Origin of the sequence: Burkholderia sp. Ac-20379 (genome assembly GCF_017104645.1) — a bacterium.
In the GTDB taxonomy this organism is placed as follows: domain Bacteria; phylum Pseudomonadota; class Gammaproteobacteria; order Burkholderiales; family Burkholderiaceae; genus Burkholderia.
On record NZ_JAAGPF010000010.1, the window covers coordinates 1 to 25,312 of the forward strand.

At 64.9% G+C, this 25,312-nt stretch carries 20 protein-coding genes; 7 read left to right on the forward strand and 13 right to left on the reverse strand.

Annotated elements, in window-relative coordinates:
- From G3N92_RS02370 to G3N92_RS02395, 6 genes are all read left to right on the forward strand, one after another.
- The coding region (locus tag G3N92_RS02370; RefSeq protein ID WP_206125831.1) for a hypothetical protein at positions 1-481 on the forward strand (481 nt) is incomplete at its 5' end.
- Positions 478-1,113: a hypothetical protein gene (locus G3N92_RS02375; protein ID WP_206125832.1), complete on the forward strand. Its 636-nt coding sequence runs from the start codon at positions 478-480 to the stop codon at positions 1,111-1,113. The genes G3N92_RS02370 and G3N92_RS02375, both read left to right, overlap by 4 nt.
- A 277-nt stretch (positions 1,114-1,390) precedes the next feature.
- Positions 1,391-2,677, forward strand: coding sequence for a toxic anion resistance protein (locus tag G3N92_RS02380; protein WP_206125833.1), 1,287 nt, complete (start codon positions 1,391-1,393; stop codon positions 2,675-2,677).
- 1 nt (position 2,678) lies between these two features.
- A complete protein-coding gene (locus tag G3N92_RS02385) occupies positions 2,679-3,095 on the forward strand; it encodes a hypothetical protein (RefSeq protein WP_206125834.1) in 417 nt (138 codons plus the stop codon).
- A gap of 36 nt (positions 3,096-3,131) precedes the next feature.
- Entirely contained in the window at positions 3,132-4,058 is a 927-nt protein-coding gene (locus G3N92_RS02390; RefSeq protein WP_206125835.1) for a heavy metal-binding domain-containing protein, read from the forward strand.
- Between the two features lie 23 nt (positions 4,059-4,081).
- Positions 4,082-4,921 carry a heavy metal-binding domain-containing protein gene (locus G3N92_RS02395; protein WP_206125836.1) on the forward strand — a complete coding sequence of 280 codons (840 nt, stop codon included), beginning with the start codon at positions 4,082-4,084 and terminating at the stop codon, positions 4,919-4,921.
- A 46-nt stretch (positions 4,922-4,967) separates the two neighbouring features.
- Here the strand turns inward: G3N92_RS02395 and G3N92_RS02400 are convergent, their stop codons facing one another.
- The 9 genes from G3N92_RS02400 to G3N92_RS02440 all read right to left on the reverse strand — a co-directional run bounded on the left by G3N92_RS02400 (position 4,968) and on the right by G3N92_RS02440 (position 14,413).
- Positions 4,968-5,762 (reverse strand): glucose 1-dehydrogenase, encoded by a 795-nt coding sequence (locus G3N92_RS02400; RefSeq protein ID WP_339385926.1) that lies wholly within the window; start codon positions 5,760-5,762, stop codon positions 4,968-4,970.
- A 47-nt stretch (positions 5,763-5,809) separates the two neighbouring features.
- On the reverse strand, positions 5,810-7,288 hold the full coding sequence (locus G3N92_RS02405; protein ID WP_206125838.1) for an FGGY family carbohydrate kinase: 1,479 nt from the start codon (positions 7,286-7,288) through the stop codon (positions 5,810-5,812).
- A gap of 25 nt (positions 7,289-7,313) precedes the next feature.
- Positions 7,314-8,396, reverse strand: coding sequence for an ABC transporter permease (locus tag G3N92_RS02410; protein WP_206125839.1), 1,083 nt, complete (start codon positions 8,394-8,396; stop codon positions 7,314-7,316).
- 27 nt (positions 8,397-8,423) lie between these two features.
- Positions 8,424-9,995, reverse strand: a complete 1,572-nt coding sequence (locus tag G3N92_RS02415; RefSeq protein WP_206125840.1) for a sugar ABC transporter ATP-binding protein — start codon at positions 9,993-9,995, stop codon at positions 8,424-8,426.
- The gene (locus tag G3N92_RS02420) at positions 9,992-10,651 is read right to left on the reverse strand and encodes a DUF2291 family protein (RefSeq protein WP_206125841.1); all 660 of its coding nucleotides are present in this window, start codon (positions 10,649-10,651) and stop codon (positions 9,992-9,994) included. Before G3N92_RS02420 ends, G3N92_RS02415 begins: the two co-directional genes overlap by 4 nt.
- A 78-nt stretch (positions 10,652-10,729) precedes the next feature.
- A complete protein-coding gene (locus G3N92_RS02425; protein WP_206125842.1) occupies positions 10,730-11,677 on the reverse strand; it encodes a D-ribose ABC transporter substrate-binding protein in 948 nt (315 codons plus the stop codon).
- Positions 11,678-11,756: 79 nt separating this feature from the next.
- Positions 11,757-12,554, reverse strand: a complete 798-nt coding sequence (locus G3N92_RS02430) for a GolD/DthD family dehydrogenase (RefSeq protein WP_339385927.1) — start codon at positions 12,552-12,554, stop codon at positions 11,757-11,759.
- A gap of 70 nt (positions 12,555-12,624) precedes the next feature.
- The gene (locus G3N92_RS02435) at positions 12,625-13,566 is read right to left on the reverse strand and encodes a transketolase C-terminal domain-containing protein (protein ID WP_206125843.1); all 942 of its coding nucleotides are present in this window, start codon (positions 13,564-13,566) and stop codon (positions 12,625-12,627) included.
- On the reverse strand, positions 13,559-14,413 hold the full coding sequence (locus G3N92_RS02440; protein WP_206125844.1) for a transketolase: 855 nt from the start codon (positions 14,411-14,413) through the stop codon (positions 13,559-13,561). Before G3N92_RS02440 ends, G3N92_RS02435 begins: the two co-directional genes overlap by 8 nt.
- Before the next feature lie 183 nt (positions 14,414-14,596).
- On the opposite strand from G3N92_RS02440, the gene G3N92_RS02445 reads away from it, so the two are divergent.
- Complete coding sequence (locus G3N92_RS02445; protein ID WP_206125845.1) at positions 14,597-15,358, forward strand: DeoR/GlpR family DNA-binding transcription regulator; 762 nt, start codon at positions 14,597-14,599, stop codon at positions 15,356-15,358.
- 89 nt (positions 15,359-15,447) lie between these two features.
- Here the strand turns inward: G3N92_RS02445 and G3N92_RS02450 are convergent, their stop codons facing one another.
- The 4 genes from G3N92_RS02450 to G3N92_RS02465 form a co-directional block, all read right to left on the reverse strand.
- Positions 15,448-15,711, reverse strand: a complete 264-nt coding sequence (locus tag G3N92_RS02450; RefSeq protein WP_206125876.1) for a hypothetical protein — start codon at positions 15,709-15,711, stop codon at positions 15,448-15,450.
- A complete protein-coding gene (locus G3N92_RS02455; protein ID WP_206125846.1) occupies positions 15,708-16,118 on the reverse strand; it encodes a hypothetical protein in 411 nt (136 codons plus the stop codon). The genes G3N92_RS02450 and G3N92_RS02455 overlap by 4 nt, the downstream gene beginning before the upstream one ends.
- Before the next feature lie 115 nt (positions 16,119-16,233).
- On the reverse strand, positions 16,234-16,695 hold the full coding sequence (locus G3N92_RS02460; protein ID WP_206125847.1) for a hypothetical protein: 462 nt from the start codon (positions 16,693-16,695) through the stop codon (positions 16,234-16,236).
- 251 nt (positions 16,696-16,946) lie between these two features.
- Positions 16,947-25,202, reverse strand: coding sequence for a hemagglutinin repeat-containing protein (locus G3N92_RS02465; RefSeq protein WP_206125848.1), 8,256 nt, complete (start codon positions 25,200-25,202; stop codon positions 16,947-16,949).
- Positions 25,203-25,312 lie beyond the last annotated feature (110 nt).

A 25,312-nucleotide genomic window follows, 5' to 3' on the forward strand; every position in this document is an offset into this window, starting at 1 on the left:
TGGCGAGCGGCTCGCGGCGGTGGCCACGCGCGACGTGGTCGCGGGCTTGCCCGCGAGCGGCGCGACCTACAGCGCCCCGACCTGGGCGGGCCCGAACAACGAGGTGCCGCTCGAACCGGTCAAGGGCCGCCCCGGCGTTTACCTGTTGAGCACCGAGTTCCTCTATCCGACGCTGCCGAGCGACGGCGAACTGTCGGCGAACCTCGGCGACCTGGCCGCGAACGTGCGCTTCTTCGACGGTGTGGCGCGCATCCCGGTGGCGCCCGCGCCCGGCAACGACGATTCGGCGCCGATCGACGCCACCCGGCGCATCGCCGATACCGCGCCGTACGCGAAGGACGGCCGTTGCCTGATCGAACTGCGTCTTTCGGAACCCGAAACGCTGACCATCAAGACCATCGGCGATTACACCGCCTGCGGCTTCGGCCACAACGTCTCCGCCGACGGCATCTACCGGCTCACGAAAACTCACGCGAAATGAAAATGCTCGTGCATCTCGCCACGGCCGCCGCCCTGTTCGGCGCCGCCGCCACCGCGTTCGCGGCCTGCGACGTGGCGCCGTCTCGCTGCGACGGCAACCCGCCGCTGCCCGCCGCGGTCAAGAAGCTGATTCCGGCCGGCTACACCGAGATCGATCATCTGGCCGGCTCGCTGACCGATGCAGGGCGCAAGGATTATCTGGTCGTGGCGCATCGCGCGCCCGACACGCAGCAGCAGCCGTCGGTGCGGCCGCTGCTCGTGATCGTGCAGAACGCCGACGGCACGTACACGCTGGCGGCGCGCAACGATCGGGTGGTCATGAAGGCCGACGACGGCGGCATTTCCGGCGATCCGTATCTCGATCTCGACACCAACGGCCTCGCGATCAAGAACCGCTATTTCTCGGTGCAGAACGGCGTGGCCGCCGGCCCGAATCACTGGAGCGACAACATCACGTTCCATTACGATCCGGCGCGGCGCACCTGGCTGTTCCATCAGGAAATCGTGCACGACAGCGCGATGAATCCCGATCAAAACCCGAACGCCGACGCGCTGTTGCCGGACAAGGCCACCGTCACGCGCGCGGACCGCAACAAGCCGGTCACGTTCGACGCGTGGCGGCCGAAAAACTGAGATCGTCAGCCATACGAAATAATCGAATCGGCGATTCGAAAGCGGATTTCTCACAGTGCGGCAAGCGCGTTGCCGCACTGCAAAAAACCATTCAGGACTTCCACACAACGGCTATCGTTTGGTGATATAAATCGCTACGCAATTCCGATCCCATGTGGCTGAATTGGTAAAAAATGAAAGATTCGAGAGACCTTCCCCTGCCTTCCCGCTGACACCGCCCGCGCCGCGGCACCTCCGATTTCCCCCTGCTTCCCCTGACTCTTCGACGAGTACCGGTATGAGCGAACCTGTGTCCAAGCCGAGTTCGGCCGATTCAAGCCACGCGCCGATGGATCTGTCGGCGTATCTCAATCCCGCGAGCGAAACGCCCGCCATGCCCGATCCGGCGGTTGCCTCGCCCGAGCCTTCCCTGCCGGCCCCGCTGCCGCCCGACATGCTCGTGCCGATGGCGCCCGAGGCGCGGCTCGTCGATCTCGCCTCGCTGTCGCCCGAGCAGCAGACGCTGGCCCGCGAACGCGCCGCCCGGATCCGCTTCGACGACGGCACCTCCACGCTGCGCTTCGTCGATCAGGCGCTGCAGCCGCTCGCCACCGCGTCGCGTCGTCTGCTGTCCGAAACGACCGTGGGCGAGGCCGGCGAAATCGGCCGCATCGCGGCGGCCGTGATCGACGGCATCAAGATCCTGCGGATCGAGGAATTGCAGCAGGAAGCGCACGACGCCGCGCCGAAGGCCACCGGCCTGCTGGCGCGCCTCGGCCGCATCGGCAAGGTCGCCCACGGCGCGGTGAAATCGTTTCAGGAAAACCGCAAGGCGTTCCTCGCGCTGATGGACGACGAAGTCGCGCGGGCGCGCCGCATCCAGGGCGACCTGATGGTCACGATCCAGCAGCTCGACCAGCAATCGCAGGCGGTGCGTCACGGCGTGTCTGAACTGTCGCTGTCGATCGCGGCCATGCAGATCGCGCTCGATCGCGGCGTGGACGAAGCCGAGGCGCTGCGTCAGGTGGCGCTGCGCACGCGCACGGCCGGCGACGCGGCCATCGCGATGGATTACCGCAACACGCTCGCGAATTTCCGCGGCCGCATCGCCGACCTGCGCGAGGCGATGATCTCGGCGGCCAGCCTGATCCCGCTGATCGCATCGAACCGCAAGGCGGCAGAAACGCGCGCCAGCAAGCTCGGCACCGGCATCATGGTGACCATCCCGCGCCTGATGGCGGTGGCCGCGCAAGCCGTGGTGCAGGCCGACACGCGCCGCGCCGGCGAGGAAAGCGAGAAGCTCGACGCCGCCGCGCGCCAGATCACCGCGCTGGCCGTGCAGGGCAGCCACGAGGCGGCCGTGGAAGCGGCGCGCAGCCTCGGCGGCGATCCGCGCAACATCGACGCGCTGGCCGCCGCGGCCGCGCAATCGGTCGAGACGATGAAGGACGTGCTGGCGATCGAGCAGCAGGTGCAGGCACAGGATCGCGAACGCGAACAGAAGCTGATCGCCGTGCGCGACCAGCTCGTGGCGGGCATGAGTGGCGTGCAGGCCGATGCGCTCGCGCGCCCGCTGGAGCGCTGAGATGAGCGATGCCGATCATGTCGCGAGCGCGGGCAGCGCTGCCCCGCTCGCCAATTTCGATCTGGATACCGCATGGCTGCGCCACGCGCAGGCCGATCGCGCGAGCTTCTTCGAGCGCTTCGTGGCCATCGTCTCGCAAGCGCTGCCGCATCACGCGCAGGTGCATACGGTGCGGCGCGGCTTGCTGCGCAAGACCGAACACGTGGTCGGCATCTCGATCACGTTCGACACCGAAACCTTCGTCATGCGCATGAACGACGGCCACCACCTGAGCACCGAGGTCGAGAAGAAGGTGCGCGGCGTGGTGCTGTCCACCCGCGCGCTCGCGCCCGGCGCATGGATGCAGGCCGTGATGGCGCAGGTGCACGCCAGCACCGATCACGCGCGCGCCATCTCCGAGCTGCTGGCCGGGCTCTGATTTCCCAGGCATTCACACCACTTCGAGGAGCGCTCGATGGGTTGGTTGAAATCGCTGTTCGGCGGCACGGGGGCGGCAACGCCTGCCAGCGGCTCGCCGTTGCCCTCCAATGCGCCGGTGGCGCGCAAGCTGCCCGACGGCCCGTTCTTCGACGCGGACGAGGTGCCGTACCTCGTGCGCCAGCGGCTCGCCGATTCGAAGCGCTGCGCGCTGCCGTGGGTGTCCACGCTGACCGTGGCGGAGCTGTCGCTGGCGCGCAGCCACGGGCTGCGGATGATCGCGCCGATCGCGGCCACCTGCTGGATGCACTACGGCTATTCGTGGACCGAGGGGCACGCGCAAGGCTGGCACCGCGCGCTCGATCGCCTGCGCGCCGAAGCGGCCGCGCTGGGCGCGAACGCCGTGATCGACACGCGCATGGTCAGCACCGATCTCGAAGCCGGCGACAGCATGGATTACTCGCTGATCGGCACCGCCGTGCGCATCGAAGGCCTGCCGCCGAGCCCGCAGCCGATCGTCTCGACCGTGCCCGCGCTCGAATTCATCCAGTTGCTCGAAGCCGGCATCGTGCCGGTGGGAATCGCCGTGGGCGCGCATTTCGAGTGGAGCACCACGCCGCTCGACGCCCAGCCCGGCGACACCTGGAGCGGCAACCGTCCGCTCAATAAAACGGCCCAGTTCTGGGAACGCATCCGCCGCCGCGCGCATGCCGACCTGCGTTCCGACGCCCGCCGCCAGGGCAATGGCGTGCTCGCGCCGCTGCATTTCGGCGAGCTGTTCTACGACGAGGACACCGGCCTCGGCCGCGTGCTCGGGCGCCACATCGTGATCGGCACGGTGGTGGATTACGACGAACGCGTGCCGTTCGCGCATCCGGTCGAGTTCGTGATCGACCTCAGCGAGCGTCCCGACAACCTGCGCAGCACCGGCGAGCATCACCGCGCCTACGACGACAGCCTCTGAATCCTTCCCAGCGAGAGACCGGAATGAGCGACACCACCACGCAGCAAGCCACCCCGCAGCTTCCCGCCACCGCGCGCGAGCGCCTGCAGGGGTTACGCAGCAAGGCGCATCCCACCGCCGTCTTCACCTCGGATCTGTCCGTCAACGAATTCCTGCTGGTGCGCAAGGCCGGCTTCGAGCCGATCGGGCTGTGCGTCGGCAGCAGCATCTATCACGTCGGCATCCAGTACGGCGCATGGAATAAAAATCAGGAACTCGAAGTGTTATCGCAGGCCATGTACCACGCGCGCGAGCTGGCCATGTCGCGGATGCGCGAGGAAGCGCGCGAGATGGGCGCGCACGGCATCGTGGGCGTGCGGCTCGACATCAAGCATGTGGAGTGGGACGCGAACATCCTCGAATTCGTGGCGATCGGCACGGGCGTGGTGCACCACCACGAGCGCGAGGGCTTCCGCGCGCACGACGGCGGCCCGTTCACGTCGGATCTGTCCGGTCAGGATTTCTACACGCTGCTGAACGCCGGGTACCGGCCGATCGAACTGGTGATGGGCAGTTGCGTGTATCACGTCGCGCATCGCGGCCTGCTCAAGGCCTGGGGCCAGGCGTTGCGCAACGTGGAGCTGGAGGAATTCACGCAGGCGATCTACAGCGCGCGCGAGCTGGCGATCGAGCGCATGCAGGTGGAAGCGCAGACGGCCAAGGCCGAGGGCGTGATCGGCACGACGATCCACGAGAAATCGTATCGCTGGGAAAGCCATGTGATCGAGTTCTTCGCGATCGGCACGGCGGTCACGCCGCTCAACGCCGAGATCGACGCAAAGGACATCCCGGCGCCCACCTTCGTGCTGTCGGTCAACGACTGACGCCCGGCACGCGCGCGCCGACCTAACCGGTGCGCGCGCCCTGCCGTCACGACATGAACATCCCGCCGTCCACGTTGATCGTCTGCCCGGTGATGTAGCCGGCATCCTCCGACGCCAGGAACGCCACCAGCCCGGCCACGTCGCTGCCCTTGCCGGCGCGCTTCATCGGGATGTTCTCGACCCACTCGGCCATCAGCTCGCCCGGCTTGTAATCGCCGAGCAGCTTGCCCCAGGCCTCGTCGTTGTAGGCCCACATGTCGGTGGTGATGATGCCCGGGCAGAACGCGTTGACGGTGATGCCGGTGGGCGCAAGTTCCTTGGCGAGGCTCTGCGTGATGCCCAGCACCCCGAACTTGCTGGCCGCGTAGTGCGGCGTGTAGACGAAGCCCTGGCGCGCCTGCCCCGACGCCGTGTTGATCAGCCGGCCGCCCTTGCCCGCGCGCAGCATGCGCGTGGCCGCTTCCTGGCAGCACAGGAACACGCCCTTGGTGTTCACGGCCATCACCTTGTCCCATTCGGCTTCGGTCAGGTCGGGCAGCTTCGCGATGGTGATCACGCCGGCGTTCTGCACCGAAATGTCCACCTCGCCGAGCTTGGCGGCCACCTCGTCGTACAGCGCGGTCACGTCGGCCTTGCTCGTCACGTCCGCTTCCACGGCGATCGCGTCGCAGCCCAGCTCGCGCAGCCGCGCGGCCGCGTCGTGCACGCTCTTCTCGTTGGCCGACACGCACACCTTCGCGCCTTCCTGCGCGAAGCGCTCGGCAATGCCGAAACCGATGCCGCGGCTGCCGCCCGTCACCACCGCCACCTTGTTCACGAACCGCTTTGCTTCGTTCGCCACCTTGCGTTCTCCTGAATACGTTCCGTTGAGAGTGATTCGATGCCGCGTCACAGACGCTCGATCCAGCGCAGCCACTGCGCATGGTTGCGCGCCGCCGCCTCCACGCCCTCGCCCGGCTCGATGCGCCGCGCGATCACGCGCTGCGCGCGCCATGCCTCCAGCGTGCCGATCAGGCCGGCTTCGAGCGCCGCCAGCGCCGCCGCGCCCGACGCGGAAATCTCGCTGAGCACCAGCGTGCTGACGGGCCGGTTCAGCGTGTCGGCCAGCGTCTGCAACAGGAACGGCCGCTGCACGAGCCCGCCGTCGAGGTTCAGCTCGCTCAGCGGCACGCCGGCGGCCTGCTCCATGACGGTGATGACGTCCTTGATCTGATAGATGATCGACTCGTACGCCGCCCGCGCCACCTGCTGCCACGACGTCGAGAAATTGAGGCCGACGATCTGCGCGCCGCCCGGGTATTTCCAGTGCGGGCAGCCGATCCCGGAAAACGCCGGGATCACGTACACGCCGCCGTTGTCGTGCTCGGTGAACGCGCGCTCGGCATCGGCGAAATCGTCGAACAGGTTCAGCTTTTCCTTGAGGAACGCGGGCGTGGAGCCGGCGCTGATCACGATCCCTTCGAGCGCGTAATCCACGCGCTCGCCGGCCGCGAAGCACAGCGTGGACACCAGCCCGTGCGCCGGCGCTTGCGGCGCATGGCCGACGTTCATCAGGATCGACGAGCCGGTTCCGAGGGTGGCCTTCGCCACGCCCGGCATCAGGCAGCCCTCGCCCACGGCGGCCGCGTGCGAATCGCCGATCATCGAGACGATCGGCACGGGCCGCGCGAGCAGGCCGTCGAAATCGGTCGCGCCGAACGGCGAGGCCGACGGGCGCGGCTCGGGCAGCTTCAGGCCGTTCAGCCCGAATCGCTCGATCAGCTCGCGATCCCATTCGAGCGCGGCCAGGTCGAACAGCAGCGTGCGCGACGCATTGGTGTAATCGGTGCAATAGGCGGCGCCGCGCGTGAGGCGATACAGCAGCCAGCTGTCGACGTTGCCGAAATACGCCTCGCCGCGCGCGATGCGCTCGCGCACACGCGGTTCGTTCTCGTTCAGCCAGATCAGCTTGCTGCCCGAGAAATACGGGTCGATCAGCAGCCCGGTGCGTTCGAGGATCAGCGGTTCGAGGCCGTCGCGCTTGAGCCGCTCGCAGATCGGCAGCGAGCGCTGACATTGCCACGACACGGCCGGCACCAGCGGCCGCCCGGCCTCGTCCCACAGCACCACGGTTTCGCGCTGGTTCGAGATGCCGATGCCGGCGATGCCGTTCGCGTCGCCGCCCTGTTCGCGGTAAGCCGCCAGGCACTGCGCCACCGCTTGCAGCACCGAGGCGTACAACGCTTCGGGGTCCTGCTCGACGAAGCCGGTACGCGGATGCGTGCACGGCACGGCCACGAAGCCGCGCGCGTGCACCTGCCCCTGCGCGTCGAAAATCAGCGCCTTGGTGCCGCTGGTGCCCTGGTCGATCGCCAGAATGGTTTGCATGGGTCGTGCGCTCCGCGTGCGTGGCTCAGGCCGTCAGGGAAACCATGCGCGATTGCAGGCGCTGCTGGAGCTGATCCACCACCACCGCGAAGATGATCACGAGGCCCTTGATCACCATCTGCCAGAAATCGCTGATGCCGCACATCACCATGCCGTCGCCGAGGATGCTGATCACGCACGCGCCCACCACCGAGCCGAACACGGTGCCGCGCCCGCCCATCAGCGCCGTGCCGCCCAGCACCACGGCCGCGATCGCGTTCAGTTCGTAGGTCTGGCCCGTCAGCGGGTGCGCGGTTTGCAGCTGCGCCGTGATCACGAGCCCGACGATCGCCGCGCAGAAGCCCGAGAACATGTAGACGAACAGCTTGACGCGATGCGTGCGGATGCCCGAGAACTTCGCGGCCTGCTCGTTGCCGCCGATCGCGTAGATGCGGCGGCCGAGCGGCGTCTTGCGCGCGATGAAGATGGTCAGGATCGCCAACAGCGCCATGATCCACACCGGCGTGGACAGGCCCATGATCGTGCCGTTGCCGATGAATTCGAAGCCGGTGTTGCCGAGCGCCGGGTTGCCTTCGAGATCGGCGAACGTGCTGCCGTTGTTGACCAGCAGCGCAGCGCCGCGCACCACGTACAGCATGCCGAGCGTGGCGATGAACGGCGCCACGTTCAGCGCCGTGATCAGGTAGCCGTTCACGGCGCCGATCAGCGCGCCGAGCAGGCAGGCGATCACGGCCACGCCGAACGGCGTGAAGAACACCACGTGATGGCCCACGTGCACGCCTTCGAGCAGCAGGTAGCCGGCCGCCATGCCGCTGATGCCGACGATCGAGCCCACCGACAGATCGATGCCGCCCGTCAGGATCACGAGCGTCATGCCGATCGACAGGATCGCGACGATCGTGACGTGCTTGGCCATGATCAGCAGGTTGCTGGCGGACAGGAAGTTGTCGGCCGTGAACGCGAACACGATCACGATCGCGAACAGCGCGATGAAGATGCGCAGCTTGAGCAGGCCCACCGCGATGCGTGCGGCCGTGTAGGCGCCCTGCCGGTTCGGCTTGGCGTGGACGGGGTGCAGCGGGGCGTTGCTGCTGTCGGAAGAATTCATGATGTCTGCCTCGTTGCCTCGTTGGCTTCAGACCACTGCGGTGGCGGGCGTGGACGCCCGCACGATGCGTTCGCTGTCGAATTGCGCGCGGTCCATGACGGCCGACAGCTTGCCGCTGGCCATCACGAACACGCGGTTGGAAACCGCCATCGCCTCGTCCAGTTCGGATGTGGCGTAGATGACGGCGATGCCGGCGCGGGCCAGCAGGCTGATGGTCTGGTAGACGTCGGCCTTCGCGCCCACGTCGATGCCGCGCGTGGGCTCGTCCATCAGCAGCACCTTCGGCGCGGTCAGCAGCGCCTTGCCGATCACCACCTTCTGCATGTTGCCGCCCGACAGCGACGTGATCGGCGCGTCGACCGACGCGGCCTTGATCGCGAGCTTCTTGACGATGTCGTTGGCGGCGCTGACCTGGCTGTCGCGGCGCAGCGCGCCGAAGCGCATCAGGCTCGCGAACTTGCCGAGGCTCGACAGCGTCATGTTCTCGAGGATCGACATCAGTTGCACCATGCCCTGCTTCTGGCGATCCTCGGGCACCAGCGCGATGCCGGCCTCGATCCGCTTCGGGATCGGCAGGCGCTCGATCGCGCGCCCGGCCAGTTCGATCTCGCCCACCGCCAGCGGCTGCGCGCCGAGCAGCGATTCGAGCAGCTCGGTGCGGCCCGCGCCCATCAGCCCGTAGATGCCGATCACCTCGCCGGCGCGCACCGAGAACGACACGTGATCGACGGCGTAGATGCCGTTCGGCCGCTTCAGCGACAGTTCGCTGACCTTGAGCACCTCGCCGCCGAGCTCATGCTGCTCGAACGCGAAGCGCTTCTTCGCGGAGCCGACCATCGCCTCGATGATCCACGGAATGTCGATGTTGGGGATGTCGTCCTGCGCCACCAGCCGGCCGTTGCGCAGCACGGTGATGCAGTCGCCGATCGCCATGATCTCTTCGAGACGATGCGAGATGTAGATCACCGTCACGCCTTCGTCCTTCAACTGCCGGATGATCTTGAACAGGATCTCGACCTCGGTGCGCGACAGCGCGGAGGTGGGCTCGTCCATGATCAGCACCTTGATGTGCTTCGAGAGCGCCTTGGCGATCTCCACCAGTTGCTGCTGGCCGACGTACAGATCGCCGAGCCGCGTGCGCGGATCGATCGGAATCTGCAGGCGGTCGAGCAGCACGCGGGCCTGATGATTCTCGGCCTTGGCGCGGATCACGCCGCCGCTCGTCAGCTCGTTGCCGGCGAAGATGTTCTCGGCCACCGTCATGTCCGGGAACAGGTTCAGCTCCTGGAAGATGATGCCGACGCCGTGCGCCTCGGCGCTGCGCACGTCGCTGATCTGCGCGACACGGCCGTCGATCAGGATCTCGCCCGAGGTGGCCGTTTCCGCGCCGGCGAGCAGCTTCATCAGCGTGGATTTGCCGGCGCCGTTCTCGCCGATCAGCACGTTGACCTTGCCGCGCCGCACCTGGTAATCCACGTCCACCAGCGCGGCGGTGCCGGGGTAGGTTTTCGAGAGCTTGCGCGTCTCGATCACGTTGACGCCGTTGGCGAGCCGCGCGTCGCTCGCTTCCACGGCGGGAGCATGGGCGGGCGCGTTCATTTCCAGGCCACCGGAATCGCGCGGATCTCGCCGGCCGGCTCGCTCCAACTGCTGTACACCGCGGCCACGTCCACGCGCTCGCCCACCTTCAGCTTCGACTGCTCGGCGCGCGCCACCACCAGCTTGTTGATCGCCTGGCCGAACGCGGCGAAGCGCGTCTGGTCGTCGAAATCGCCGTACTTCACGCCGGGAAAACCGTCGCGCACGCCGGTGCCGATCAGCACCGGGCCGGTTTCGAGCGCCACCTGCACCGGCTCGCCGCCGCCGCTGGCCGGAGCCACGTCCACCACGGCCTTGCCGACGCGCGAGGCGGTGTCGATGCGCGACACGGTGCCCTGCACGCGGATCCAGAAATTGCATGGGAATGCCGAGCTTTGCCGGAAGCCGTACTGCTTGCACGCGTCGTCGAAATTCTGGTTCAGCGCGCCGATCACCTGCGCGGCCGGCTTCGCGTTCTTGTCGGCGTACGGGATCACCTGCTCGGTGAAGATCTTCTCGGGATCGGGGCCGTGATGCTGGCCCTGCGCGCGAATCGCGGCAAGCTCCTGATCGGTGACCACATGACAGCCCGCCAGCGAGGCCGCGCCGATCAGCAACAGCAGGCGCGTCGCCGCGCGGAACGATGCGCTGCGCGCCGCGTGAATGGATGGAACCATGACACCCTCATCTGAATACGACTTCGGCGCAGGCCGCCGCGCGCCGTGCGCGGCGCCTGCGCCAACCACCGGACACGCTTACTTGGTGTAGTAGAAATCGTTCACTTTCGCGGCATTGGCCTTGGTGATCAGGATGCCGCGGAACAGTTGACGCTCCGGCTCGCCGGTCTTGCCCGTCTTCAGGTACTTGTCGAGCAGGTCCACGCCGTGGCCGGCGATCGCCTGCGCCTGCAGCATCACGCTGGCCTTGAGCTTGCCGGCGAGGATCGAATCGCGTTCGTCGTTGCTGCCGTCGATGCCCATCACCACCACGTCCTTGCGGTTCGCGGAATCGAGCGAGGCGATCGCGCCCAGCGCGACCGGGCCGTTGCCGCTGATCACGCCCTTGATGTGCGGGTGTTCCTGCAGGATCGAATCCATCGCCTGCTTGGCCGGCAGCAGCGCGCCCTTGGCGTCCTGGCGCGCCACCATCTTCAGATCGGGGTACTGATCGAGCACCTGGTGGAAGGCCTGCGAGCGCGTCACGCAGTTCTTGTCGGCGAGGTTGCAGGTCAGCTCGACGTATTCGCCCTTCTCGCCGATCGCCTCGACGAAGCGCTGCGCCACTTCCGAGCCGGCCTGCAGGTTGTTGTGGCTCAGCTGTGCGATCGCAATGCCGTCCTTCGGGATCTCGCGGTTGATCAGCACCACCGGCACCTTCTTTTCCTGCGCGGTGCGCACCGTGGCGACGCTGCTGTTCGAATCGGCGTTGTCGAGGATGATGCCCTTCACGCCCTTGCCGATCACGAGATTGACCAGTTCGTTCTGCTTGTTGACGTCCTCGCCGTGCGACAGCACGATCGTGTCGTAGCCGAGCTTCTTCGCTTCCTTGTCGGCGCCCTTCGCCTCCGCCGCGTAATACGGGTTGTCGAGCGCATTCACCAGAATCGCGATGGTGCCCTTGCCGGCCGCGTACGCGCTGCCGGGCTGCACCGCCGCCACCATCGAAGCGGCCACCGCCGCCGTGACTGCAAGCTTCTTCCACATGTCTGTCGTCTCCGAATCGATTTTCTGTTTTTCAGGGAAGCGGCCGTGATTCGAGCGGGGCCGCGCCGTTACCGCCACTTCAGCAAATCGTGTAGCCGCCGTCGATCATGATGTCCGCGCCGGTGATCATGTCCGCGCCGTTCGACAGCAGGAACAGGATCGCCGCGGCGATCTCGTCGGTGTAGGCGAAGCGGCCGACCGGAATCAACTGCTTCATCCGTTCGCCCTTCTCGCCTTCCCACGCGGCCGCGCCCATCGGCGTCAGCACCACCGTGGGCGACACCGTGTTGACGGTGATGCCGCGCCCCGCCCATTCCTTGGCCAGCACCTTGGTCATGCCGATCAGGCCGGCCTTGGCCGAGGTGTAGGCGCAGTGCTTGTCGATCGCGACGGTGGCCGCCTGCGAGGCGATGTTGACGATCTTGCCGCCGTGCCCGCTCGACAATACATGGCGCGCGAAGTGCTTTGCGCAGAGGAATGGGCCGGTCAGGTTCACGCCGATCTGCTGCTGCCATTCGTCGATGCCGATCTCCTCGGCCGGCGTCAGCGTGATGCAGCCGGCGGCGTTGACCAGCAGATGCAGGTCGCCGAAATGCGCGAGCGCCGCGGCCATTGCGCGGGCCACGTCGGCTTCGTCGGCCACGTCGCAGGCGAAGGCCGCCGCGTTGGCGTGGCCGAGCGTGTCGAGCGCGGCCGGCACGCGCGCCGCCTCGAACGCAGGATGCAGGATCGCGACGCGCGCGCCCTTGGCGATCAGCGCGGCGTTGGTCGCCATCGCGATGCCGCCGAGGCCGCCCGTCACCACCGCCACCTTGCCGTCCAGGCGGAATTCGAAATCCACGCCGTGGCGCAACGACATGTCGTATTGGATGCTCACTCGCTTGTCTCCTGTCTTTATCCTGTTGTCCTGACTATCGGGCGGCGCCCGATCGGCGCCCGATCGGCGCTCAGTCGGCCGACAGCGCCAGCACCGCCTGCGCGATGCCTTCGGCATCGATGCCGTAATGGCGGCGGATGCCCTGGCGCGTGCCGTAATGCGCGAATTCGCCCTCGGTCACGCCGAGCGTGGTGAGGCGGCGATGCAACTGGCGGCGCGCCATCAGCAGCGCCACCGTGGCGCCGATGCCGCCATGCAGCGAATGCTCTTCGACCGTCACGACGGCCGCGTGACGCCCGATGATCGCGGCCAGCGCGTCCTGATCGAGCGGACGCAGCGACGACAGGTTCACCAGCGTCGGCCGCAGGCCGTCGCGTTGCAGTTGCTCGCAGGCTTCGAGCGCCTCGCCCACCACTGAGCCGAGCGCGATCACGGCCACCCCGGCGCCCTGGATCAGCACGTCGGGGCGGCCCGGCGCGAAGCGGTAGCCGTCGTCGTGCACCACCGGGAACTTGGCGTTGTCGAGGCGGATGTAGACGGGGCCGTCGACCGACGCCGCGTAGTCGATCACCTGGCCGACTTCCACGTCGTCGCACGGCGCGAAGATCTGCACGTTGCCGAAGCCGCTCATGATCGAGATGTCGTCGATCGCGTGGTGGGTGGAGGCGAGCGGCCCGTAGGCGACGCCCGCGTTCAGGCCCAGCATCTTGACGTTGGTGGCGCTGTAGCAGATGTCGTTCTTGACCTGCTCGTTGGCGCGGCCCACCAGGAACGGCGCGGCGTTCGCGGTGAACACGATGTGGCCGCCGAGCGCGAGGCCCGCCGCCATGCCCACCATGTTCTGCTCGGCGATGCCGACGTTGATCACGCGCTCCGGGTAGCGTTCCTGGAACGGGCCGATCTTCGAGGTGGAGGTGGAATCGGCCACCATCACGACGATGTCGCGGCCCGCCGCCGTCAGCCTGTTCAGCGCGCTCACCGCACCGTCGCGCAAATCCGCCTGCTTACGCATGATCGAGTTCCTTCAGTGCCTGTTCGAGCTGCTGCTCGTCGGGGAATTTGTGATGCCAGGCCGGCACGTTCTCCATGAACGACACGCCGCGGCCCTTGACGGTGTGCGCGATCACGACCTTCGGCTTTCCGTTCGTCACGTCGAGACTTTCTATTAGTTTCCAAATAGCGTCGACATCGTTTCCGTTCACGTCGTGCACTTCGAAACCGAAAGCCCGGAATTTCTCGTCGAGCGGATCGAGATCCATGATCTTGTGGGTGAAGTCGGCCAGTTGCAGGCGGTTGCGGTCGACGATCACGACAAGGTTGTCGAGGCCGAAGTGGGCCGCCGCCATCGCCGCTTCCCAGTTCGAGCCTTCCTCGAGTTCGCCGTCGCCGGTCAGCACGAACACGCGGCCGGGCGCATGACCGTCGCGCGCCGCGTGGCGCTGCCTGGCCATCGCCAGGCCGGCCGCGATCGGCATGCCGTGGCCGAGGCCGCCGGTGTTGACCGTCACCCAGGTCGGCAGCTTCTGCCGCACCGGGTGGCCCGGCAGGCGCGAATCGTCGCGCAGGTAGGTCTTCAGTTCCGGTTCGCCGAGCCAGCCGAGTTCGGCGAAGCAGGCGTACAGGCCGCCCACGCCGTGGCCCTTGCTGAGGATGAACTCGTCGAGCCAGTTCACGCTCGCATCGTCGTTCACGCGGTAGCGCAGCACATGGAAATACAGTGCGGCGAGGATGTCCGCCTCCGACATGTCGCCGCCCGTGTGCCCGCTTTTCGCGGCGGCGTTCATCACGCAGATCTTCTTGCGGATCTCCTGGGCGCGCCGGTGCAAGGTCTCGCCGGACTGCTTGTAAGGGTTTTCCATTCCTGCTCCCGCACTTCCTGTTTGCGTAGAACAAAGTTTCTGTTTCTTTCTTTAGAAAGTCAAAGAGAAAACGAGCGAAACAGGGAAAACACCGAGCCGCGTGCCGGGGGCCAGGCAAATCGGGCACAATACAGCCCGTAAACTTGATGCCCGCGAGCCGCGGCGCTTTGCGGGGAAAGCCCAATGGATCAACGGACCAGAACAGAAAAAATTTTCGAAAGGGTGCAGGCGGCCAAGCTGGTCAAGCTCTCGGAGCTGTCCAGCGAGTTCGGCGTGTCGATGCCAACCATTCGAAAGGACATCGACGAGCTGCAGCGCCTCGGGCGCGTCGAGCGCGTGCACGGCAACGTGCGCCTGAAGCCGGCGCAGCCGGCGGGCGGGGCGCCGCGCGCGGCCGTGCTGCCCACCAGCGAGGAGAAGGCGCAGATCGGCCGCAAGGCGGCCAGCCTGATCGCCAACGGCGACGCCGTGATCCTCGATTACGGCGCCACCGCCACCGAGCTCGCGAAGAATCTCGTCGAGCGCCAGAATTTGCGGATCGTCACCACCGGGCTGAACATCGCGATCCTGCTCGGCGCGGAGCCGACCAACCGGGTGATGCTGACGGGCGGCGTGTTCAAGGCCGAGACGATCGCCGTGTCGGGCGAGAAGGCGTCGCAGTTCTTCGAGGGAATGTTCGTCGACAAGCTGTTCCTGGCGGCGGGCGGCGTGTCGATCGAGGCCGGCATCTCGTACCCGGATTTCATCGATTTGCACGTCAAGCACGCGATGATCGGCGCGGCGAAAACCGTCTACCTGCTCGCCGATTCGAAGAAGTTCGGCAAGCGCGAGTTCGCGACGTTCGGCGCGATGGACCGCGTGGATTTCCTGATCACCGATGCGGGGCTGGCGCCCGAGTATGTGGCATGGGTGACGGGGTTGGGGATTGGGATCATTTATGCGTGAGGCATCGGCTGGCGTCGGCGTGTGCTGCTGTGCGCTGACCGCGAGCGAGACCAGCGCGAGTGGCAGTGCCGCCAACCGAAGAGAGGTTTTCACTTCGTGTCCTCGTCGCCGTCTTTCGTCTTGTAGCTGTCGCGTGCTTTCTTATAGCTATTGTCGAAGGGCTTGACTCTTAACATTCTGGCTCTGCTAGTCATTCCCCCAACCGCTGCGATACCAAAACCGACACAGACCATGAGCGCGCTAATAATCGACGGTGAGCCATACTTTAAAAACCCGAACATGACAGCGAATCCCACAAGAACCAGAAAAATACTAACGCTCCACGTGAAATTTCCATCTTCTATAATTTTCATTTCTTTGCGCCTTCAGCGACATACTTCCACGACGTATTTACAAAACCCTGCAGAAATATTGCTGCCGGCGCGTTGTTGAATTCGCTAACCATCGCATTAAAAGCTGGTGCCCCACCGGGGAATTTGCCCGCCCAAACTCCATTCCCGACAATGTTGGCAGAGTTGCTTACGAGGTAACCACCAATATTTGGATTGAGTACTTGCGAGACAGCATCAGCCCCAATGCCGGCTGCGGTTGCAACGGAGGCGATCCCGACAAATGCCGGCGAATATAGCGAAGGAGCAGCAGCCAAAGCACCAGTTGTCGAGGAAATCCATCCTGCCGTCGCTGACGTAGCAGAGGCCAGGTTCCCAGTGGTAATCGAGGTGACTAGGGAAAGCGCAAAGAATGAAAAAAGACGAATCACTTCCTTTCCCCCGATTGGTTCTTTAGCCCATTTGCTGCTGCACCAGCCGTTTCGGCTCCTACGCCTCAACCAATCGACGCACCCACAGTAGACCAGTTGTTAGGGCCGAAGATATTCAATCCCGATGCGCCCGCCCATTGTCCAACGCTCGACCATCCTGAATTTCCGTTAAGTGTTGGTCGTGCAAATTATTGGAACCCAAGCCGATAAGCTTACCTGTCCCGTAACTGGCTGCTGAAGCGACCGCCCCTGCGACTGCGCCGAATGCAACACTGTCACTCTCTCCATTCAGGACATTATTGAGCGCCGCCGTCGCTGCTCCACCAATGGAATTGACGCCGATATTCCAAAGTAGCTCGTCGTACGAACCCGCGGTGCCTGCACCAAATGCTCCCGCCACGCCGATCGGATTGATACTAACGTCCTGGATATACTGAGAACCCGCATTGATACCGGCCGAGATCACCCCGGTTCCGATCGGCGACGCCAGTGCTTCGAAACCAAGTGCACCGCCCGAACTGAAGCGAGCGAGGCCAGCGCGAGCTGGCAGTGCCGCCAACCGAAAAGAGGTTTTCATAAAATATTGTTTTTGTAGACTTAGCGTTGCGTTCGGCTTCTAATGTATTGGGCGACTACAACTACGCAAAAGAATCCGCCTAGCAACATCGCCTGGAGAAACACATCCTTCGCATCACTCCAACTCCATTGGTGGCACCCTCCGTGGAAGATATTCACCATGAGAACAGCAATTATTTTTATCCCCGATATGCCAACCAATGAAACTAGAAATACATAAAGACATAGCAGTAACATACGAGTCATATCGCTTCACCGATTCGGTTTTCCAATATTATTTAATTCCGCGCTACCGAACTCGGCCCCTATCCCTGCGCCGACAGAGGAGCCAATTGTTGGGATATCGTTAGGCGAAAAGAGATTCCAGCCGAATGTTCCTGTCCATTTTCCTGCCTCCGCCCATCCCGAACTATTGTTGATTGATGGTCGCATAGCGGAGCTGATTCCTGCTGCTACACTCTTGCCGATACCATACCCGAGAGCGGCTCCAGCACCACTGATTGCCCCGCCAAGCGAAATGCTATCGTTTTTCCCTTGGAGAATATTATTAAGCGCCGCCGTCGTTGCCCCACCAACGGTATTGACGCCGATATTCCAAAGTAGCCCGCCGTACGAACCCACGGTGCCTGTACCAAATGCTCCTGCCACGCCGATCGGATTAATACTACCGCCCTGGATGTACTGAGCACCCGCATTAATACCGGCCGAGATCGCCCCGGTTCCGATCGGCGACGCCAGTGCTCCGGAACCTAGTGCGCCGCCCGAACTGAAGATCGGTGTGCCCGGCAAGGCAGCAAGCGGACCACCCGCGGCAATGGCGGCAGCTCCGACAGCGGCGCCCCAGGTACGCTTGCCGTACGCATCGCGATACGCCTGTTCTCGATTTGCCGAATCCGCAACCGCCTGCGTGCCCGGTACGTTCATGCCGTTTCCGCTCGGATAGTACTTGCCGTACATACTGGAATCCGCTTTCTGGTCGGGGGGCGCGTAAAACATGTAACCCGGCCCGCTGTTTCCATCGGCAGGCAGCATGCCGTGCGCCTGGCCCAGGAACACACGTGCGTTTGCATCCCAAGCTCCTGCAGAACCGTTCTGCACTTGGCGATTCGCTTGCGCCGTCAGGTCGTTGATTGCCTGATCGACCGAAATCCCCTGCTGAGCAGCGTATTTGGCCGCATTGTCCTTGATCCACTTCGTTTCGTCCGGATGCAACTGCCGATTGAAGCGGTCTACGTTGTACCCGGAAAACGCACCGGATTCACCGCCCACGGCCCCGCCGAACCCGGTCGCAATCACGTTCGCCACGATGTTGCCCAGCGCCTGATTCAGGTTGGCGTTGCCGGTCGGATCACTGCCCGCGATCGCGCTGCTCAGGTCGTTCAGCTTGCCTGCGGCGATCGACGATATCGCCGCGCCGGCGGCACCGCCCACTGCGTTTCCACCGGCCAGCCCCGTCACCAGTGCCGCGCCGGCCCCCTGCATCAGCGCGCGGTTCGCACCACCCTCCTTCCACGCATCGACGCCGGCCTGGTCGCCATTCGCTTTGGCTTCCTCCATCATCTTGTCCGCGTAGTCGCCGATCCGGCGCGACACCGCTTCGCCCGCTGCGCAGGCTGTCACCATCATGTCCGCCTGCTTGTCCAGCAGGTTCTGCATGTCGGGCAGTTTGGCCACCGTGCCGTTCGTATCGATCGTGTCGCGATTCAGGCTCGCCAGATCCTGAGTCTGGTTCGCTGAATCCGTGATCGTGACGGTTCCCGCACTCACGCCGCTCTGCGTCGTCGCGCTGTCGCTGCCGCTCTCGTGCTGGCCGAGCATCGGCGACGCACCGCCAGCATTCCTGCCTGATCCGCTGCCATGCGTGTTGTAGTTCATCCCGCCGTCACCCGTCGTCGCGCCAGCGCTGAAGCCGCTCGACTTCGCATCGTAGCTCGACTGGTTCTGGATATCCGAGAAGGAAAGGGAACCGGTAGTCAGCGCATGCTTCGACGCATCCGCGTCGCTCGCAATCACAGCTCCCTTCAGATCGATATTGCTCGTGACGTTAATGTTGAATCCGCCGTCGCCCGCCTGAATCCCGGCCTGCTCGTTCACGCCCGCGTAGCTGCCCGTCGCGTTGCCCTTGCTCTGGCTGAAGTTCGCGCTGGCGCCGCCCTGGCTAACGCTGAAGCCACCGCCCGAGCTCGACTGATGCGCCGCGCTCGACAACGTGTCCTGCACGCTCGCAATATTCAAGTTGCCGCCCACGTCGGCATTCACCTGATTGCCGCTCACGTTCGAGCCGATGATGTTCGTATCGCCGCCCGAGATGATCGTGACCGTATTCGCCGCGTTCACGTGACTGTTGTTCTGCGTGGCCAGATCGCTGTTGCCGTCGCCATCGGCCTTCGACATCGCCGCCGACACGCCAAAGCCGCCGGTGCCCACCGACACGCCCACGCTCGCGCTCTTAGACTCGTTCGTGCTGCGCGTGGAATCGGTATCCGTTGTATTGACGATGCTGACCTGATTCCTGGCCGCCAGAATCACGTCGTTCGCGTTCACGTCGGAACCGGCGATCGTCACGTTGCCGCTACCCGGTTGCCCATTGCCCGTTGCCGAAAACGCCACCGTTCCGCCAGCATTCACGCTCGAGCCACGATTCGTCACGCTGTCCTCGGTGAACGCGCTCTTGCTATGGCTGCTGCCGACGCTGAGCTCGACCTTGAATTCGGGCGTCGCGCCTCCGGCCAGCGCGGCCGCGCCTGCGCCAACTGTATCGATCGTGCCGCTGGCGGCCGCCATCCCGTGCAGCGCCGCTGCACGACCATCCTGACTCTTGCTGGCCGCGCGCGACTGATCCACCACGTTCGACACCGCATCGATCACCGGCGCCTTCAGTGCCAGCGTCAGCCCGCTTTTCGACACTTCCTGCGTCTCGTCACGATGACCGGTGTCCTGCGCCGCATCGATCGTCACGTTCGCGCCCGTGCCACTGAGGTTTTTCGCTGCGATCAGGTCACTGCCCGTCACGTGCAGGTCATTCCCGGCAGTGATGCTCAGATTGGCGTTCAACGAACCGATCGTGCTGCCGTTGTTCGACACCTCGTTCGTCTGGCTCGTCGTCTTCATCGAGCTGCTACCCACCGACACCGACAGGCCGCCGCCCGACATCAATCCCGTTTCCTTCTTCTGGTAATAGCTCGACGAGTCCAGGGTATCCTGCGTCGTCGTGGCCGTCACGTTGCGCGCTGCGCTCAGCGCGACGTCGTTGGTGCCAGCGACCGTGCTGCCCTGGATATTCAGATCCTTGCCGCTGGCGATCGTCACGCCGTCGGCGGACACCAGGCTGCCCTGATTCAGCCTCATCGTCTGGTCGATCCCGCTCGCGACCTTCGTGCCGCTCACCACGCCGCTGCGGCTGTGCGTTTCGTGCGAGCTCAGTTCGTGCGTCTCGGTTGCCGCGCCGATGTTCACGTCGCCAGCCGCCGCCAGCGTCACATTGCCCTTGTCCAGACTGATCGCACTGCCGATCACGTTCAGATCCTTGCCAGCCACGATCGCAACGCTATCGCCACCGGTCAGCGTCGTACCGGTCAAGGTCTGATCCGACGTATGCAACGTCTCCGCATAGCTGCGGCCACCGCCGTCGCCCGAGCTGTTACTGTTCACAGCCGACGTCGCGCTCGCGGCACCCAGCGTCACGGTGCCGCCAGCCACGACGGCGCCACCGCCACCCAGTTCAATCTGTGCACCGTGCGCCGTCAGGTCGTTGCCGACCGCGATGCCGGAGACACCGCCGACCTTGACCGAACTGCCGACGCTTCGATTGATGTCCGTGTCCGATGCGCCGTTCGCGCGCTCGACCACCTTATGCTCGCCGACCTGCTGCGCGCCGAGCGTCCAGCCGCCACCGACCTGCATCCCGAGATCGCCGCCGACGCTCAGATTGCCGGCGTTCTGCTGGAAGTTGCCGCCGGTCACGATCGCCGCATTGCCGACGACATCGATGCTTGCTTGCGGCCCGAGCGTCGTCGAGACACGCGTCGCGCCGTCGGCGTTCGTCTGGCTTCGCGTCTGCGTCGCGGTATCGAGGATCAGGTCGCCTCCGGCCACCAGCGCCAGGCTGCCGGCCTTCACGCTCGCCGAGGTCAGATCGACCGTGCCGGTCGTCGCCAGCGTCATCTGACCGCCGCTTTGCAGCGCGCCGAAGCGGTTGTCGAGGCTCTGGCCACCGATCGACAGGCTGTCCGCTGCGCGGATCGTGCCGCTGTTCGAGAACGACTGCACCTCTTTCAGATCGATGTCGCCGCCGGCGATCAGCGGGCCGTTCATGTCTTGCTGACTTGCCTTGGCCAGATACACCACGGGCACCAGTACGGACCGGCCGTCGACGACGCGCGTCTCCAGCAGCACCACGTTGCTCGTGAGCTGTGCGACCTGTTCGGCCGACAAACCGATCCCGAGCGGCAGATTGAGCGACTTCGCCAGATCGGCACCGGACGACAACAGCGCCTGGTACATCGATTCGATGTCCGTGTACGGCCCCAGCACCGCCTTGCCGGTCAGGGAGGTGAGCTGATTGCGCACCAGCCATTGCTCATAAAATCCGTCGCCCAGACGCTTCTCCGTCTGGCTCGGGTTCAGCCCGAGCTGCTGCAGGTAGTAGTCGCTCGACGTGAACGCGCGCGTGTTCGTGAATGCCGGATTCGTTTCGATCAGGTAGTTCGCGTTCGGCGCCGGGTTCGGGTGGAACAGGCCACCCTGCGGAATCATCAGGTTCGTCAGCACGTCGACTGCCGTCGCACTAGCGATTACCCGGTCGATGCCGCCACCGACGGCGCTCACGTCGACGCCCGGCGGCAGCCCGATCGATGGGATCCGCGCATTGCCGGCCGGGTTGTCGATGTTCACGCCCGTGCCGGAGAGCGTACCTTTTGCGACGAAGCTCGATTCGTAGCCCGGCAGCGCGTACTCGCGCAGGTCCGAAGGCGCGTTGCAACCCGGCGTATCGCAGAACGAATAGCTCCAGAACTTGGTGCCGTCGTAATTGCGGTACCAGTAATTGCCGGTGTAGGTCACCTTGATCCGGGGCGCAAGCTGCCCCTTCCAGTTGTCCTGATCAAGTGTGCCGGGCATCGCGATGTCACCGGCTGCCGTCACCCGGCTCCAGTAGTTCTGGAACGTGTCGACGGACGACACGTTCAGATTCCCACCCACTACGATCTGCGCGGCCGGACTGATCTTCGAGATCAGGTTCGCCAGCGGCGTGCCCGTATAGGTCGTGTACTGGTACGTGCTGTTGAATTCGCCGCCGTGCGGCGGCTCGACGTAGACACCGCCGATGCTGTCCGGATCCTTGAAGCCAACCTGACCGGTGCGGCCGGAGAGACTAATCCCCAGACTCTCGAGCAACTCGACATCGACTTGCGAAGTCCATGCCGTTTGCATCTCGCGACGCGTGTTCGTTGCGAGATCGGCATGCAGCGCCATGTCGCTGTCCGACTGGATCAGGCCAGACTGGTTCAGGATACGCGCAGCCTTCGTGTATTGGCCGCCGGCTGCATTCTTGCCGCCCGCCAGCACCACGCGCCCCAAACCGTAGATCGCGGCAAGCGCCGGCGCATCGGTCGCCGTCGTGTCGTCGCGGTTCTCGATGTTGAGCGCGAGCAGTTCGAGCAACCCATCGCTGTCCGATGCGCCTATCAGCGCGGTCGGACCGACGTTCGCGAGCGTAGACGCAGCCGAGAGCGACACGCTGCCGCCCACCAGCGTGCCGGTGTTGATCAGCGTGTTCGACTGCGTGCGCAGCCGGCCGCCCGCGGCCATAGCGCCGCGGTTGACGACGTCGCCCGCGTCGATGCTAAGGTCGTTCACGCTCATCAGACCGGCAACGTTGTTGAACGTGCCGGTCAGTGTGAACGCCAGATTGCGGCCTGCATTGAACTGGTAGCCCGACGTATTCGTAAAATCGCCTTGCAGGTACAGCGCCAGGTCATTCGCCGCACTGTATGCGCCGCCACCGTAGAGCGTGCTCGCCCTGACCGACAGATTGCGCGTCGCACCAATCTGGCCGCCCGCGTTCGATACTGCGCGGGTCGTCGCAATGTCGACGTCGCCGTCGGCACTGATTCGGCCGTTGTCGTTGTTCAGGCTATTCGCGCGCAACTGCACGTTCGCGCCGCTGAGCTGCCCACCTTGGGCGTTGGTCAGCGAGCCAGCGTCGAGCGTCACGTCGCCGTTCGCGGCAAACGAGCCACCCGTGTTGTTCAGTTCGCCGTCGATTCGGGCCGAGGCCGAACCGAGTGCGGCCAGCATGCCGCCGATGTTGTCAAAAGCGCCCGCCTGCAACCCGATCGTGCCACGGCTCAGGATCGTCCCACCGGCGTTCGTCAGCAACCCCGAACCAAGCCCCGGCATCAGGGTCAACGCGCCCATGCCGGCGTGCATAATCGTTCCGTTCGCGTTCGTGAGTGCCGCTGGCGCCAGTGTCAGGTTCGCGCCGTTGGTCTGGATCGTACCGTTTGCGTTTTCGAGCATGCCGCTGACGTCGAGTGTCGTGTCCTGACTGCCGTACTGCGTGAGCGTGCCGTGCGCGTTGTGCAGTTCCGTTGCCTTTACGTTCAGCCGGTCCGCCGCCATTGCGCCGTCGCCGTTGTCGAGCAGGGCCGTCGCGACTTGCAGCGCCTGCTGCGCCGTCAAACTGCCGCGGTTCACGACAGTCCCGGCCTTCACGGCCACGTCGCCGTTGCCACCGATCACGCCACCTTGCGCACCGGTCGCCGTCGTGCCGCCGGCGTTCGTCAGTTGGCCGGTCGTGGACAGCGACAGGCCGCCGCCATTGAGCGACACAATCCGGCCCGCTGAGTTGTCGAGTGATGTACCCGACACCGACAGGGCGCCGCCGCTCTGCATCGTGCCAGCGATGTTCGCGATATCACCTGCATTCAGTGTCAGGGCGCCGTCAGTAACGAGCGTCCCGTCCTGGTTCGCGACCTGTCCCGACGTGTTGATTGCGAGCGGACCGACTGTGGAGACCCGGCCGTTCCGGTTCGACAGGGCGCCTGCCTCGAGCGTCGTGCCGGCCTGGCTCGACAGCGTGCCGTGGTCGTTGACGAGCGTGCCCGCGGCACGCGCTTCGATCGCGCGTTGCGCGCTGGTCGTCGCGTTCGTCAGGTTGAGGTCGCCTGCCCGAGCCAGCAGCGAAACGTTTGCGTTCGCAGCCGTCTTCGAGCCAGACAGATCGATACCGCTGCCCGTCAACGTGAGGCTGCCGCCCGCCACGTTCCGCCCGTTCGCCGTCAGTTGCCCGGCAGTGGTCACAGTCAGGTCGCTGTTATGGGTGACCGCACCGTCGGCGTTCACGCCGGCGCCCAGCGAGCCAGTCGACGCGACGCTACCGGCCGAAACGTTCAGCGCCTGCTGGGCGACCAGTGCGCCGCTGTTCGACAGCGTGCCAGCGGTTGACACCAATACGTTCTGCTGACCATAGGTTGTACCGCTGTTCTGAATACCGCCCTGTGCAACGATCGCGAGGTTGCCGGTTGCATTCGTCTTGCCGGTCAGCACGAGCTGGCCGTTCGACTGCAGCGTCAGGTCGCCCGACTGCGCGGCTATCGTGCCGGCATTGGCCACCCCGACGCCGTGTTCGTTCGAGACCAGCAGGATCCGGTCGGCATACATGCCACCCAGTTGACTGACGTCAATCGCCACGCCCGCCGCAGCTCGATCGCCTTGAATGGGCGTCGCGGCGAGCGTATGACGATCGACTTGATTCGGGCCGGCGATCACGTTCAGGTTCTTTGCATAGATCGCTGCATTGGCCTGTACGGCACGGGAGATAAGATCCACTTGGTCGACGTTCGACGCGTTCAGGCCCGCGCCCTGGACTGTGATCAGCCCACGGTTGACCCGATAGCCCGCAAGCGAGCCGTCAGCACCGTAGTACGGTTGGCCAGTCGTCAATGTGGCGCGGCTGGTGTTGATGAAGCCGCCACCGTCCATCACGATGCCGGCCGGGTTCGCGAGCACGACTTCCGCGCGATTGCCTGCGACCTCCACATAGCCGCGAATCTGGCTTGCAGCCGTACCGTTGACCTGATTGACGATAATGCGTGCCGACTGTCCGGGCCCGAAGTTCGGGTTGCCGTTAATCATCCCCGCCTGCTGCGTCTGCACCATCGTGGGCGAGTTGTTCAGCAGCGCGCCGGTGCGTTGTACGTCGAATTGATTGTATTTGTTGATCGATACGCCCGCGCCGCTCGGTGCGGCGATGTTGACCTGCGGCAAGCCGTTCGGCGTCTGGATCACCTGCGTCGACGCGCCCGGTGTCGGCACGATCTGCGCCGGCGCGATTGCAGGCATGACGCCCAGCGCGGTGGCGGTGGCCACAATCGACGCGCTGCGCAACAGGCGGCAAGCACGAGTCTCACCACCGGCTGATTTCCCCGTGGTAGTCGCGGTTTCTGCTACCGCCACCACCATCCCTCGACGTCTGGAACACACCAGACGGTAGGTCCCTTTGTTCATCGTTCTTCTGCTGGCCTGGATTGAACCGACGAACCATAACCGACAGAACTGAAAGCAAAACGTTATAAAGCATAAAAATCAGATTCTTCTGATTGATGCGCATCACGGGG

Bases quoted from the DNA above. Each gene is read 5' to 3' on its own strand.
- G3N92_RS02375 (WP_206125832.1), top strand. From the start codon at position 478: ATGAAAATGCTCGTGCATCTCGCCACGGCCGCCGCCCTGTTCGGCGCC.
- G3N92_RS02380 (WP_206125833.1), top strand. From the start codon at position 1,391: ATGAGCGAACCTGTGTCCAAGCCGAGTTCGGCCGATTCAAGCCACGCG.
- G3N92_RS02385 (WP_206125834.1), top strand. From the start codon at position 2,679: ATGAGCGATGCCGATCATGTCGCGAGCGCGGGCAGCGCTGCCCCGCTC.
- G3N92_RS02390 (WP_206125835.1), top strand. From the start codon at position 3,132: ATGGGTTGGTTGAAATCGCTGTTCGGCGGCACGGGGGCGGCAACGCCT.
- G3N92_RS02395 (WP_206125836.1), top strand. From the start codon at position 4,082: ATGAGCGACACCACCACGCAGCAAGCCACCCCGCAGCTTCCCGCCACC.
- G3N92_RS02405 (WP_206125838.1), bottom strand. From the start codon at position 7,288: ATGCAAACCATTCTGGCGATCGACCAGGGCACCAGCGGCACCAAGGCG.
- G3N92_RS02410 (WP_206125839.1), bottom strand. From the start codon at position 8,396: ATGAATTCTTCCGACAGCAGCAACGCCCCGCTGCACCCCGTCCACGCC.
- G3N92_RS02415 (WP_206125840.1), bottom strand. From the start codon at position 9,995: ATGAACGCGCCCGCCCATGCTCCCGCCGTGGAAGCGAGCGACGCGCGG.
- G3N92_RS02420 (WP_206125841.1), bottom strand. From the start codon at position 10,651: ATGGTTCCATCCATTCACGCGGCGCGCAGCGCATCGTTCCGCGCGGCG.
- G3N92_RS02425 (WP_206125842.1), bottom strand. From the start codon at position 11,677: ATGTGGAAGAAGCTTGCAGTCACGGCGGCGGTGGCCGCTTCGATGGTG.
- G3N92_RS02435 (WP_206125843.1), bottom strand. From the start codon at position 13,566: ATGCGTAAGCAGGCGGATTTGCGCGACGGTGCGGTGAGCGCGCTGAAC.
- G3N92_RS02440 (WP_206125844.1), bottom strand. From the start codon at position 14,413: ATGGAAAACCCTTACAAGCAGTCCGGCGAGACCTTGCACCGGCGCGCC.
- G3N92_RS02445 (WP_206125845.1), top strand. From the start codon at position 14,597: ATGGATCAACGGACCAGAACAGAAAAAATTTTCGAAAGGGTGCAGGCG.
- G3N92_RS02450 (WP_206125876.1), bottom strand. From the start codon at position 15,711: ATGAAAATTATAGAAGATGGAAATTTCACGTGGAGCGTTAGTATTTTT.
- G3N92_RS02460 (WP_206125847.1), bottom strand. From the start codon at position 16,695: ATGAAAACCTCTTTTCGGTTGGCGGCACTGCCAGCTCGCGCTGGCCTC.
- G3N92_RS02465 (WP_206125848.1), bottom strand. From the start codon at position 25,202: ATGAACAAAGGGACCTACCGTCTGGTGTGTTCCAGACGTCGAGGGATG.